The sequence below is a fragment of the Ohtaekwangia sp. genome (genome assembly GCF_036568665.1).
GTDB lineage: Bacteria > Bacteroidota > Bacteroidia > Cytophagales > Cyclobacteriaceae > Ohtaekwangia.
This window is the reverse complement of record NZ_DATCSD010000211.1, coordinates 1-13514: the sequence shown is the minus strand read 5'-3', so window position 1 is coordinate 13514 and position 13514 is coordinate 1. Positions and strand designations below refer to the sequence as shown.

Here is a 13514-nt window from a genome sequence, read left to right as displayed (position 1 = left end):
GTGGGCTATACGCGGATGCGTGGGCAGCTTCAGCATTTCTTTACCACGTTGCGTAATGCGACCTTCATCAATCGCATTGAGTTGCTGCAATAATTCTTTCGCCTGGTTTACAGAACCGGCCGGTGGTATGGTTACCCACGTGAGCTCTCGAATATCATTTACACCCCATTGGCCAAGTTCCAGCATGAGTGGTGCCAGATCAGCTTCCAGTATTTCAGGCGTGCGATTCGCTATAAGCGTTGCATGCACGGATTCACTCCACAACCTATAGCATATACCGGGAGCAAGACGCCCCGCACGACCGGCACGCTGGTCTGCAGCATCGCGTGTAACACGTACCGTATCCAGTCGTGTGAGTCCGCTGCGCGGGTCAAATTTCGGCACACGTGCCAGGCCACTATCAATTACTATCCGTATACCTTCGATGGTAAGGGATGTTTCGGCTATAGATGTAGCGAGCACGATCTTGCGCATTCCCTGCGGATGTGGCATAATCGCCTCCTGCTGTTTCTGAAAAGAGAGGTCGCCATAGAGCGGATATATACCGGCATCTATACCTTCATCCTCCAACTGCTGCTGTACACGAACAATCTCTCCTGCGCCCGGCAGAAACACGAGTATATCTCCCTCTTCTTCGCGTATGGCTTTTCGTATAGCCTTTACCATGCGAACGGGCAATGGAGTATATACATCATCGTCCAGGTATCGCAGGGCTACCGGGAATTGTTTACCCGAAGAGGTTACCAGGGGTGCCTTTAACAACGAAGAAAGATGTTCACCATCCAGCGTAGCCGACATGATGAGTATACGCAGATCATCGCGAAGCAATTGCTGCGCCTGCAAACACAACGCAAGAGCCAGATCAGCATGCAAGCTTCGTTCGTGAAACTCATCGAAGATCACCAGCCCCGTATCTTCCAGACTGTTATCGGATTGCAGCATGCGTGTTAATATACCTTCTGTTACTACTTCGATTTGTGTTTGTTTACTCACGCGTGTATCAAAGCGAACACGATATCCGATCTTCTCCCCTATATCTTCGTCACGCAGGTTAGCCATGCGCTGGGCTACCGATTTAGCAGCGAGTCTGCGCGGCTCCAGCATTACAATCTTTTTTCCCTGCAGCCACGGTTCATCCATCAGCTCCAATGGCAGCACCGTAGATTTACCGGCACCGGGAGGAGCCTGCAAAATTACCACGTTGTGAGCCGCGAGCTTTTCTTTTAATGCTGGCAGAATTTCAAGAACCGGATACATGAATGCGTATAGTATTAATCGACAGGTATATTTTCAGGTATATAGATTACAATATATAGGTATATATTACCGGGTGACTGATGGTTGTTCCTCATCTATTTTATGAATCAGCTTTAGCAGGCAGGTAGTCAGGTAATCGCCGTTGCCCGGACCATACCAGTTCATTAATCGCGTTTCGTAATGATCGCGATCGTAATACTGATCGGCCGTAATATACCCGATATAGCCTCCGTTAAAACTGGTTACCATTACCTGTGCACCTTCTTTCGCAGCGAGTGAATCCAGCGGAGCAGTTAATTGTCCGGAGTAGTCACACGGTGTACCGATCATTACCAGGTGGCCGATGCGCAGCGCTGTCAGATAGGTTTGATATTGACCAAAGGCCGCTTTGAATAACCACGGACGCAGCTGCCAGTCTTTGGTGATCTTTGCTTCTGAAGGTGGTAACGCCAGGGGTATACGCATCATAGAAAGCGAAGAATCAGTCACAGGTGTAAGTACCGGGTGTTTGGCCAGGTATGTACCGCGCACCGTATCGGCCATCCAGTCGATACACGATTCACCATACTCCGGAGGATTGCAGCGATGACTTCCCACCGCACCTGCCATAAACATAGCAAAGGTATATCCGTTTGCTTCCATCCCATCTACCAGTTCTCCGGGGTAATCGCGCGATAACTTCAAATCGCGCGAGAACAAACAGGTAGCGTGGGCTGTATAGCTCATGAGTATAAGACGCGAGCTGTCTTGTCGTTTTACTTCTACCACGCGAAGCAGCGAATCAACACTGCCGGTATCAATAAGTCGGTTGCGCACAGCAGCCGGCACAGAAACAGAACCGGAGTGAATGGATGCCGGTATACCATTAGCGGAAGCTTTTGCTATACATCGAATAATTTTATTGGCAATAAAGTTTACAATGGAATCCTCGTAGTCGCCATACATAATGCCTATAGCACCCTCGCCCCAATTACCAATGCTGTTGTGCGTATGGATCGCCCCTAGAAAAGTATTATTGATCGAGAAGCCTATAGCGGGAAGTTTCTTTTCGAGCTGTAGGGTTACCGTTGGTGGAATGATGAGCAGATCGGCACTGACAATAGCCACGCGATGTATACCATTATCCACTACCATAGCGCGCACATAGATCGAATCTCGTACTGAAGTATAAGGCTTACCCAACCGGTTGCCATACCCTGCCAAGGATATAGGGTGTGACGGAGTCATGTTTTCTTTGGCAAACCCCACCACAAAATCATGTGAGCCTTTACCTGAAGTTGGCTGCAGACTGTCCAGCCGTTGCATCATGGCAGCATACTCGGGTGTATCCTGCGCCTGCGTGCGACTCAGTGGTTTTATACTCACCAAAAGAAATAAACCTATCAGCGCTACCAGGGAAATAATCGTTATGACTACAATGCGCAAAATCCTTTTTACCATGGGCGCAAGATAGTTGTTATTTGTTAACCGTTAGTCGTTGGTAGTTAACAGTTATCCGTTAATAGTTAATCGGAAAGATCGAAAGTATACTCCCGATTGTTACGATTAACGCATAACCGTTAACGAGTAACACAATTGAATATCGAACAAGGAACACTGATCAACGAATGTCGAAGTACAAAGACCGGAAGACGGAAAGTCCGAAAGCATTTGCGATTAACGAATGACTGTTAACGAATAACGGACAAGGCAACTGAATATCGAACAAGGAATATCGATTAACGAATGTTGAAGTATAAAGACAGGAAGACGGAAAATCCAAAAGTATTGCTGCTTACGATCAACGGATAACCACTAACGAATTAGTGGTGTCAGTTGTTCCCAACTGACACCCTGAAAAGTACTGCACCTTGATTTTTTTCAATTAACGACTAACGAAAATTGAATATCGAACAAGGAACATTGATCAACGAATGTCGAAGGAAAGCCTCTTACGATTAACCATTAACCATTAACAGATAACGACCAATGAATCACTCCTCAAAGACATAGTCTATCGTAGAAGTATATTGCTGGTCGTTCTCCAATGTAGTGGTAACTTTCCTGGATGGATACCCAAATTTATCATAGCTATAGCTAAAGATACTTTCAGACTTACCGAGTCCGGCAGCGTTGGTGCTGATGAGTTTACCCGGATTGTTTTTCCGAAGTACTACAATGGGATTAAATGCATGTCGCTCGAAATGGTCCTCCGCGTTCGGACGTGTGTCATAATCACTGAAGGTAATTATCGACAGTAATTTGAAATCGTGTTCACCACTGGCGTAATAGTATATCTTGTTTTCAGTGAGGTTATCATTGCCATCATACCGATAAGTATATTTCTTTACGGGAATGTGACCACCCTCTTCGGGTATATCCTGCCAGGAGATCCAGTCTGCTAACCGGCCGCGATCATCATAGGTAAATGTATGTTGTTCTACTATCTCATCACCTATATATTCATCGGTAGAAGCAATGCGATCTCCTTCATAGTGAAATACAAAACCATCACCACTATCGGTTATAGTCTTTTCCAGTCGTCCATCCTGTCCATATATATACTCTACTATACCGGTTAACACAACATCATTCGGATAATAGTTCGTATACCTTATAAACTGCAACTTTCCATCGCTGGCATGAGTAAGATCTATTTTATGATCAGCATCTTTCATACTCACAGGAGTAAGCTTAACCTGGGGTTCGGCATCATGCGAAGAGTCGCATGAAAGGACAATCGCGCATAATACGATCAGCGCGAAAAAAGAGAGAGGTCTTTTTACGTTCATTATTCGGGGGTTTCAGTATCAGACAACCTTAACGGGAAATACGTTGGAATGGATTCGAAAAAGTTATCAGCGCCTCCATGTTTATGGAGGTAATTTTAAATTGTCATCACACACGAATACGTTGTCGCTTCTATGAAAGGATGTGCGGAATAAAAATCATGAGGCCAATAAAGAATGCCATGATCGAAGCCACCAGCACAGCACCTGCTGCTATATCTTTTACTCTTCCGGCCAACGGATGGTGCTCTTTTGTTACCAGGTCTACCAGGTTCTCAATGGAAGAGTTTATCAATTCCAGGCTTATTACCAGGGCTATACATAGCAACAGAACACACCACTCGGTGCGTGTAACCGGGTAATATATACCGGCAGCAATTACCAATATAGCTACGGCAACATGAATCTTCAGATTTCGTTGCTCGCGCAAGGCTACGATGATGCCCTGCCACGCATAAACAAAACTTTTCAGAAATGCTCGCATCATTCTAATATTTCACGGATCGCTTCGTCCAGCAATGTTGCTGACGATGACGAAGGTATAAATCCGGTATAGTTCTTTACTTCTCTCCAAGCTTGCGCCAGATCAAATTTACTTTGCTGCACGCTATAGGCAATACCTTTTTTTGAGAGACGTTCTGCCAGATATACCTGCTCGGTCTGGCCGGGTGTAGGTATAAATATAGCATGCCCCCCAAGTCTGCTCATGTCCATTACCGTGCTAAAGCCACTGCGTGCCAGCATAACTTCTGAGCGCTCAATAGCATCCTGCAATGCTTCACTATTCAAAAACGGAAATACTTCTGCACGTGTTACCAAGGGGGTAACATACTTTTGATCGGGTAGTCCGCGCACTATACATACTTTACCTGTCCAGTGATTTACCTGTTCCATCACCAATTTCTCAAAAATCGTACGCTGTGGTTCAGGTCCCGAGAAGACACAAAGCAAATCGTACTTCTTTTCTTTTTTACCCGAAAACTCAAACCGCGACAAGGGTCCTATATATCGGTGCTGAATAGTGTGATCGACTTTACCGAAAGAGATCAGATCGCCCGCTATACTTTCATCTCCCGGCAAATCGGGTATCCAGCAAAGCGAGAAACGCTTCATCATCCGATGATTCATCCGTCTTACCCAGGGTGCCAGCCAGCCAAACCGTTGTGGCATGAGTATATTGCTCTGGTGTGTAACAAATATACTCTTTACTACGGCCGACCAACATCCATAACGATTATCTGAAATTACGATATCAACTTTCGTGTTCTTTACAATTTCTTCCAGGGCACGATGTTCGTCTCGAATAACCTGTATAAAGTGCGGCAATTGTTTTGCCATGGCCCACACCATAGAGCCTGCAGCCGGGTAACGCGGACTATAGGCCGGCAGATTATAGGCTGCCAAAGATGGAAATTCTTTTTGCAGCAACACAAGCGAATCACCACTGCCGGCTATACTTACAGTGCAGCCTTGTTTCAGTAATGCGCGGATCACCGGTATACTTCGTGTAGCATGACCTAATCCCCAATCGAGCGGAGTAATCAGAACATGCTTCATGTTCACAAAGGTTTAAAGGTATATCCCTCCGTGGTAAAATGATCGAGCACACGCGGCAAAGCATACATCATGTTCTTCTCTGCTTTAACACTATCGTGAAATACAATGATAGAACCCGGTCTTGCAGCACGAAGTGTATTGCGTAAACATGCCTCGGGTGAGAGATTCCGGTTGTAATCAACCGAGAGTACATCCCACATCACAATAGTATATTCCTGTTTCAGCAGACGTATCTGTTCGCGGCTTATTCTGCCATAGGGCGGACGAAAAAATCGGGATATATATACTCCTTTGTCGTTGCCCAGCGATGCTGCCATAGTCTGCTCACATTGCCGAATGTCAGCTATATACTGATCGGTGGTATGCTTCCACCCATTCAGGTGATGAAAAGTGTGATTACCGATGGAATGCCCCTGCCGGATAATCCGTTTAAATATATCCGGATGTTTACGCACATTATCGCCAATACAGAAGAAGGTCGCCTTGGCTTCGAACGTAGCAAGCGACTCCAGTACAAACTCGGTCGCGCCATTTACCGGGCCGTCATCAAAGGTGAGGTATATTTCGTTGGCAACCGTGGGCACACGCCAGAGCAATGAAGGGTATAGTAATGGAAGAAAAAAAGGTGTGCGATGAATCATGGGTAATCGATCAGGAAATATACTTCCATCGGTTCATCATCCTACACGGCATGAGAGGATGGTGATATCATCATGGTATCCGTTTACCCCCTTGAAATCGTCCAGCGCCACAATAATATCTTCATGGATAGTACTCAGGTTCTTGGTATAGGTAGCGTCCTGCTGAAAGTATTCCAGCAACGACTCTACACCAAACTCTTTGCCTTGCTCATTTACCGTTTCAGTCAACCCATCGGTATAGCAAAAGATCAGGAAATCATCGAGGTCTGTAAGAAAGCCCTCATTCAAAAACGGAAGCGGGTGCATAGCGCCTAATACGGTGGAGCCATCCTCCAGCAAACGTATACCATGCTTCCGGTCTAACAGTATCGGAGGGTTGTGCCCGGCATTTACATATACCATCGTTTTAAGATGTATATCGTAAATGGCTGCAAAGAAGGTAATGAACTTCTCCCCTTTTGTATTCTCCAACACCTGGTAGTTCAACGCTTCAATAATGTCAGTCAGGTTTGGCGTTTGCCGCACCAGTGTGCGCAGTGAAGCCTGAAAGTTAGACATCATCAATGCCGCCGGTATACCTTTACCACTTACATCGGCAACGCAAATGAGGAATTGATTTTTGTTGATCGGTATATAATCGTAGTAGTCACCACCAATGCGATCGTGTGGCAGATAACTCGCTTCTACTTTCAGTAATTCGGTATTGGGTAATTTCTCCGGGAAGAGAAATTGCTGTACATCTCTGGCGATCTCAAGCTCTTTGCGCAGCGATTCCTGTTCCAGTTGTTTGCGCGCAAGCTTCTTGTTCTCAATAGCAACGATAATGATATTGCTTAGCGCCTGGATAAAGCGTATACCATCTTCATTCTCATAACTCACGGTATGCTTGTCCAGCCCGCCTACGAACACCAGGGCAAGCGTTGCGCTCTTGTGTGCTACTGGAATTATTATATCAAACTCGGTGAACTCGCATTCTTCAAACTCCTTCAGATGTGTTATATCCTGAATGGTTTTAAACTCCGGCAGCAGCTTGGTTTTACCGTAATGATGGCGCGTGCCGAAATTCACTTTACAGGCCCAGTCATCATCCAACACAAAGAGCGCAAGCTTCTTGATGTTGAGATTGGAGCGCAGTGTAAAATTATAGATCTTATACAGCGACTCTTCGGGCAAATTGCTGTTAATAGCCTGGGTGATCTCAAGCAACGCGTTGAGTTCCAGTTCTTTTATTTCAAATTGCTTTCTTACGTCTAGTTCTTCCTGCATAGCTGATACCTGTAAAGGTAATTACAAATCGTTAACCGGTGGTATAAAAGAGCCTAGTCATTTTTCACAATCTTTTACCACTTACAACGTTCTTCCTTTCCACCGCTGGGGAACGAAATGGGCAAACAACCCTATACCCGTTACATACCATGGATATAGCAGTTGCAGTGTGATAAAGGTTATTGTATTCCACCGGATGTTTAAATGCCGGCTTACCTGTTTCAGATAAACATATTCCAACAGCATTTTCAGTAACAGGCACACCAGCATAGTTATACGCAACGTATCCTTTACCCATAACAGCCCGATCAGGCTTAACCAGGTGAGCGCCTGTATACCAAATATATACACGGCCAATAGCACTGTATAGAGCGATGTATTGTGCCGCCACTTGCCTGCCCACCGTAACCGCTGTTGTATAAATTGATGAAGCGTATCGCTGGGCCGGGTTGTAACAACAGCTTCGCGATTCGCTACAAAACAAATCCCCCGCGGGTATATCTGCCGGATCTTGCGCATCAGAAATTCATCATCACCGGAGGCAACCTCTATATTGCCCTCATATCCTTTTACTTCGTTGAATACCGCTTTACGAAATGCCAGGTTAGCACCGTTGCACATAGTGGGATATCCCCGTTCGGCAGAAGCGGCTGCTGTACCTATAAGACTGCCAAATTCAATCGCTTGCACATCGTGAAAGAATGACTGATGCTGAGCTATACGCACACCACCAAACGCCATTTTTACTTCGCTGCTATAAAAGCAAGTTTGCATTACAGCAAGCCACTCGGGCTGCACACGGCAATCGCCATCGGTAGTAACCACGATCGATCCGCTGGCGGCTGCTATACCTTGCGCCAGCGCTCGCTTCTTGCCCGTTCCAATTGCCGGTATAACCCGAATTACATGACGTGATGATCTAAAAGCCGTAGCTATAGCAGCGGTATGATCTTCGGAATGATCATCGATTACCAGTATCTCACAACGTACTGACTGCTGCTCCAGATCCTGTAGCAGGAAGAGTATATTCTCTGCTTCGTTACGTACAGGGATGATAACGGAAATATTCTCTCCTTCCTGCGTATTGACCGATAGCGTGTTTCTGAATGCCTGGGTTACAGCAACGATGAGTATCGCTACCGCCAGCAGATAGGTTGCAAACACAAGAGATAGTAAAAGCGCCATGTTGCTAATCACGCAAAAATATCAACTGCACGTATTAAATTTGTATGTACCATCAAACACCCGGAAAAAAGGTACTGATTATATTTCATATACCAATATGCCTGTTACCCGCGACACGATTTTCAGACTATATATTTTGCTATTGTGTTGCCATGATGGTAAAGGCCGTTTCTTCTCTTACCTTTGCTGCGCGTGAAAACAACTCAGGAGAAAATCATTTTAGGACTCGACCCCGGTACCAACGTTATGGGCTATGGTCTTATTGAAGTGCGCAAGCCTAAGATCATCCTGCTGCAGTTTGGCGTTATACACCTGAGCAAATACGAAGGCCACGAACTGAAACTGAAAAAGATATTTGATCGCGTGCTGAGTCTCATCGATGAATATCATCCGGATGAAGTAGCGTTGGAAGCTCCCTTCTTTGGCAAAAATGTGCAGTCTATGCTAAAGCTCGGCCGCGCACAAGGCGTTGCCATGTCGGCTGCGCTTTCGCGCGATATACCGATCGTAGAGTATGCTCCTAAAAAAGTAAAACAATCTGTTACCGGCAATGGTAATGCTTCGAAAGAGCAGGTTGCCAAAATGCTGATGACGCTGTTCTCGCTGAAAGAATTACCCAAACTGCTGGACGCAACAGATGCCCTGGCGGTCGCGGTGTGTCATCATTTTCAAAAAGGTGATCAGACTACCAAAGCAAAATCATGGGATTCGTTTATTCGCGATAATCCCGGCAGAATAAAGTAAATATAGTGCTATATATTAGCGCACTACGATCAACAGTTTCGAAGCTGCTTGTGTAAGTTCTTCTTCCTGCTTTTCCAGTTCCTCACGAATCAGGTGATTGAGGTCGATCAGTTTACGAAGCCTGTCCTTCAATTCTTCTTTTTCATAATCATTCAGCTGATCCGCCCGCGTATCTATATACTGCGCAATCTGATTGATGCGCTCGTAGATCTGAATGGTTCCGGTGAGTCCGCTTTCGCCATACGACTCTTCCACGCTGTTGATGTTATACAGGATGTCTTGCATATACTTTTGGTTTGCGATTTAAAAAAAGCATGCCATGAAGAAATAAAAATCTGCTGAAGAACACCGCATCGGTCCCTCATCAGTATACCGGAGACAGGTAAGAGTAGACCGTACAAATATACTTTTTTTAATGATCGCGACAGGGGTTTCGCGGATCATTTTTGACCAGCGATCACCCTTTTCTAAATCAAAAAATTCTGTACATTTACGTAACCAGTTACGTAATTAATTATAAAAAAATGGATTTCTTTGATCAAGTAGGTAAAATGGCTATCGGAAGCCGGCTTCGGCTGCTTACCGATAAAATAACTGCCGATGCGGACGCGATCTATAAACTTTATGGAATGCCTCTGCAGGCAAAGTGGTTTCCTGTTTTTCATATACTCTCCATTGGAAATTTTACAATCACCGAGATTGCCCAGCAAATTGGACATTCACATCCTTCGGTTAGTAAAATCGTTGTGGAAATGTCCAAAGAGGGTTTGATAAAAGAAAGGAAGGACAAGCTGGACGGACGTAAGAATGTTATAAGCCTGTCGAAAAAGGGTAAAGAATTAACAGAAAAAATAAAGAATCAATATACGGATGTGGCGAAGGCTGTCGAGGCTATATCTAGCAATACACAAAACGATTTATGGAAAGCTATTGAAGAATGGGAGTTTCTGTTAAACCGGAAAAGTCTATTGAGCTATGTGCAGGAGCAAAAGAAACTACGGGAAAGCGAACAGGTAAAGATTGTTCCCTATAAACCTATATATGCTGAAGCATTCCGAAATCTCAACAAAGAATGGATTAGTACTTACTTTAAAATGGAGGAAGCGGATTACAAAGCATTGGATCGTCCGAAGCAGTATATTTTAGATAAAGGAGGTGCTATATTTGTTGCCCTGTATGATAAAGAACCTGTTGGTGTATGCGCACTTATTAAAATGAAAGATCCGGACTATGATTATGAGCTTGCAAAGATGGCTGTATCGCCGAAAGCACAAGGTAAAAATATAGGCTGGCTTTTAGGACAGGCCATTATTGAAAAAGCAAAATCAGCCGGAGCTAAAAAGATATACCTGGAAAGCAATACGATTCTTAAACCTGCCATTAATCTTTATCACAAATTAGGGTTCAAAAAAATTGCAGGCCGCGCAACACCGTACGAAAGGTGTAACATTCAAATGGAACTTGAATTATAGTATATCGGAAGCAAAACGTAAGTGATCGCTATTCTATCCCGGCCAATGTTGAGCACGCTATCGAAGTCATCAAAGCGACCGGGTAGTTGATGTGTTCACTCCTATTTGGCAGGACTAATTATAGGCTAGTAATAAACACCACATCGTTAAGATACCAGGAGTCATTGATCTATCCTTGCGTTTGCTCTTCGCCAAAATTAATTGTAGCTTTAATATCATGGAGCCCATTCTATAATGCGTACAGGCATTGAGAATGGGCTTTGCGTTTTTACTCGTTTTCTGTAACTAATTTACTTGGCCTATGACAAACACAATCTTCAAATCCATTCGCATTGTGGCTGCTTTAGCATTATGCATAGCCGCTTGCCTGAAACTTAGCTCTTGTACAAAAATTGATCCCTGCGGCAACTTTACGTTTACGGGCACTGCCAATGATGGAACAACTTCCAACGGCATTACGATGAATCTTAATTTTGCATTCGATCCTTCTTTATGCGGCTCATCCTGCAACACCAATACTATTTGCTATATCCAAATGGTGCGTACCTATAGTTTTGAAGATGGAACTTACTCCTATATATCCGAGGAACATCAGGCACGCAGCATTGAATACGGTTGGTATATAGATCGTTTGTCAGGAAAAAAATGGGGATACTATGGGCGCAATGATAATAACTCCTTTGCCGGCAATTTAACACCCGGAAATAATTCTACTCCTTCAGTTCTATTCGATGCACCCAGCCGTTCAGATTCGATGAGAAAAATCTGGTGGCAGGCTGTCAGCGCTTCTGTTTCAATTGATGGAGGCGCTAATGCCTGCAACAACAACTTTCTTGGTTACTACTATTGGAGCTGGGTAGTAGATGACGCAGGACATGTAACCAACAACGACATAATTGATTGTGTTGCCTGGGAGAACTTACAACTGACTATGGACAATGCTGTTACGGCATGGAATGTTCAGGCCCCGGGTTTAAGTCACAATCTATTTCCAACGTTTACTAAACTGATGTATTAATTATGAAATACTTCATCATCACTTTCCTTGCTCTTTCTGTATTGCTTATTGCGGGTTGCAAGACTTCAACAAAAAATCCATCTGATCAACAGGTTCAAAAGAAACAATTTGAGGTAACACAGGATTCGATCGATCAGTTGGTTAAAGCGACAGAAGAAAAATTCAGAGCCATGAATACAGAACAATTGATTTCTGAATTGGAACAAAGTGCTCTGAAGGGACGAGAACCTTTTAACTCCGCTTCTTTTAGAGAGATCATCAAACGAAAAGATGCTGCAGAACCATTATATAAATCAATTACAGACAGTACTCAAAAGGAATACTTCAAACTCATGGCACTACAGAAAATAGATAAAGAGCTATATACTAAAATTAAGCCTGCCAATGGTGCTGCTATACTTACAGATGCTCTCGCTAAATCTGAAGTCTTTAATGCATGGGGATTGCCCAATGAATATTGGGAGAGCTCTGCACGGGCAATTATCGATTACCAGACGGCAGCCGTAAAATATCTTGAACGATTGCTCGATGATAAACGCGATGCTCCTGTATGGGGCTCCGAAGAAGCAGCCATTTATCAGCAGTATAAATTTCGCGTATGCGACTATGCGCTTGCGCTCCTTTATACTATGAAGCAAAAAAGAGACCTCCTTCCTGTCTCACCACGAGAACGGGATACTCTAATTGAAGCATACAAGAAAGATAAAAAGTAAACTTCAAATAAAGCCCGCAAGCTTATCTGTCATCATGCACCTGTATTCGTTACAGAATACTTGCTATAGTACACGTGGTGTTAATGGTAAATCCGATTGCCGGCCATTGCGGGAGATGGTACGTATTGCACTCCTTTGGCTGCAAGTTTTTCATATACCATTATAAATTGGTAGGCATATAGCACACTAAATATACCACAATAGAGGTATTTATCAAGCAGGACTCATTTGGGAAATTGGGTCAAAAATACCATGTCAAAGCAAGTATATTTAGTGAATGAGTACATCACGGTAGATTTTGATGATGTAGCGTGTGCTGTTGTAGCAAAGTGGTTGGTCTCGCCAACATCAGAAGAATTCAGAAAGGGTTTAGAAGCAATGCTCGAGGCCATGAAGAAATTCCGTACAGGGAAACTTCTTGTTGATACTACATTTCTCGGGGCCATTATGGAGGAAGATCAAAAATGGGCGGCTATCGATTGGTATAACAAAGCAAGAGAAGTAGGATATAACAAAATTGCTATGGTAGTGCCAACGGATATATTTACCCAACTGTCGGTCCAGAACACGATGGAGTCAGTACATGAACAGATTATAGATACAGCCAACTTTGATAACATTGAGTCAGCATTAGCCTGGATCAGTCATTGAAACAATATATACTGATAAGATGGTGCTTTCGACAATATGATACGTATCAAAACAAAAAAACTCCTGCTGAATTACAACATCAGCAGGAGTCCTTGTATGGTCAGCTATTTTGCCTTAGCGAATAATCTTGGATGAGTATTGGTGTGATGCCGTATTCACCTTTACAATATATACACCTTTCGGGAAGGAAGCAACATCAATGTTACGCAACGACTGGCGTCCTTCCACAGTTTCCTGGTAAC

Annotated in this window: 15 protein-coding genes; 5 read left to right on the top strand and 10 right to left on the bottom strand. The window is 44.1% G+C overall.

The features are described 5' to 3' along the window. The 8 genes from hrpB to VIN08_RS11720 form a co-directional block, all read right to left on the bottom strand. Positions 1–1257: ATP-dependent helicase HrpB (gene hrpB / locus VIN08_RS11755; RefSeq protein ID WP_331964910.1), on the bottom strand; the 1257-nt coding region annotated here is incomplete at its 3' end. 66 nt (positions 1258–1323) lie between these two features. Then, positions 1324–2697, bottom strand: a complete 1374-nt coding sequence (locus tag VIN08_RS11750) for a neutral/alkaline non-lysosomal ceramidase N-terminal domain-containing protein (protein WP_331964907.1) — start codon at positions 2695–2697, stop codon at positions 1324–1326. Positions 2698–3230: 533 nt separating this feature from the next. Next, a complete protein-coding gene (locus VIN08_RS11745; RefSeq protein ID WP_331964904.1) occupies positions 3231–4028 on the bottom strand; it encodes a hypothetical protein in 798 nt (265 codons plus the stop codon). 130 nt (positions 4029–4158) lie between these two features. Beyond that, a complete protein-coding gene (locus VIN08_RS11740) occupies positions 4159–4512 on the bottom strand; it encodes a diacylglycerol kinase family protein (protein WP_331964901.1) in 354 nt (117 codons plus the stop codon). Beyond that, the gene (locus tag VIN08_RS11735) at positions 4509–5582 is read right to left on the bottom strand and encodes a glycosyltransferase (protein ID WP_331964898.1); all 1074 of its coding nucleotides are present in this window, start codon (positions 5580–5582) and stop codon (positions 4509–4511) included. Before VIN08_RS11735 ends, VIN08_RS11740 begins: the two co-directional genes overlap by 4 nt. Positions 5583–5584: 2 nt before the next feature. Next, entirely contained in the window at positions 5585–6223 is a 639-nt protein-coding gene (locus VIN08_RS11730) for a polysaccharide deacetylase family protein (RefSeq protein ID WP_331964895.1), read from the bottom strand. Positions 6224–6259: 36 nt separating this feature from the next. Next, a complete protein-coding gene (locus VIN08_RS11725) occupies positions 6260–7489 on the bottom strand; it encodes a PP2C family protein-serine/threonine phosphatase (protein ID WP_331964893.1) in 1230 nt (409 codons plus the stop codon). 81 nt (positions 7490–7570) lie between these two features. Then, a complete protein-coding gene (locus tag VIN08_RS11720) occupies positions 7571–8674 on the bottom strand; it encodes a glycosyltransferase (RefSeq protein WP_331964890.1) in 1104 nt (367 codons plus the stop codon). Positions 8675–8866: 192 nt separating this feature from the next. Between VIN08_RS11720 and ruvC the strand changes: the two genes are divergently transcribed. After that, entirely contained in the window at positions 8867–9418 is a 552-nt protein-coding gene (gene ruvC, locus VIN08_RS11715) for a crossover junction endodeoxyribonuclease RuvC (protein WP_331964887.1), read from the top strand. A 15-nt stretch (positions 9419–9433) separates the two neighbouring features. On the opposite strand, the gene VIN08_RS11710 is transcribed toward ruvC, so the two are convergent. Then, on the bottom strand, positions 9434–9703 hold the full coding sequence (locus VIN08_RS11710) for a hypothetical protein (RefSeq protein ID WP_331964884.1): 270 nt from the start codon (positions 9701–9703) through the stop codon (positions 9434–9436). Positions 9704–9942: 239 nt separating this feature from the next. On the opposite strand from VIN08_RS11710, the gene VIN08_RS11705 reads away from it, so the two are divergent. From VIN08_RS11705 to VIN08_RS11690, 4 genes are all read left to right on the top strand, one after another. Continuing rightward, positions 9943–10890, top strand: coding sequence for a bifunctional helix-turn-helix transcriptional regulator/GNAT family N-acetyltransferase (locus VIN08_RS11705; RefSeq protein WP_331964881.1), 948 nt, complete (start codon positions 9943–9945; stop codon positions 10888–10890). A 301-nt stretch (positions 10891–11191) separates the two neighbouring features. Further along, entirely contained in the window at positions 11192–11908 is a 717-nt protein-coding gene (locus VIN08_RS11700) for a hypothetical protein (protein ID WP_331964878.1), read from the top strand. Positions 11909–11910: 2 nt separating this feature from the next. After that, positions 11911–12621: a hypothetical protein gene (locus VIN08_RS11695; RefSeq protein WP_331964876.1), complete on the top strand. Its 711-nt coding sequence runs from the start codon at positions 11911–11913 to the stop codon at positions 12619–12621. A gap of 252 nt (positions 12622–12873) precedes the next feature. Further along, on the top strand, positions 12874–13272 hold the full coding sequence (locus VIN08_RS11690) for a hypothetical protein (RefSeq protein WP_331964873.1): 399 nt from the start codon (positions 12874–12876) through the stop codon (positions 13270–13272). Positions 13273–13386: 114 nt separating this feature from the next. Here the strand turns inward: VIN08_RS11690 and VIN08_RS28650 are convergent, their stop codons facing one another. Beyond that, positions 13387–13500: a T9SS type A sorting domain-containing protein gene (locus VIN08_RS28650; protein WP_414693278.1), complete on the bottom strand. Its 114-nt coding sequence runs from the start codon at positions 13498–13500 to the stop codon at positions 13387–13389. Positions 13501–13514 lie beyond the last annotated feature (14 nt).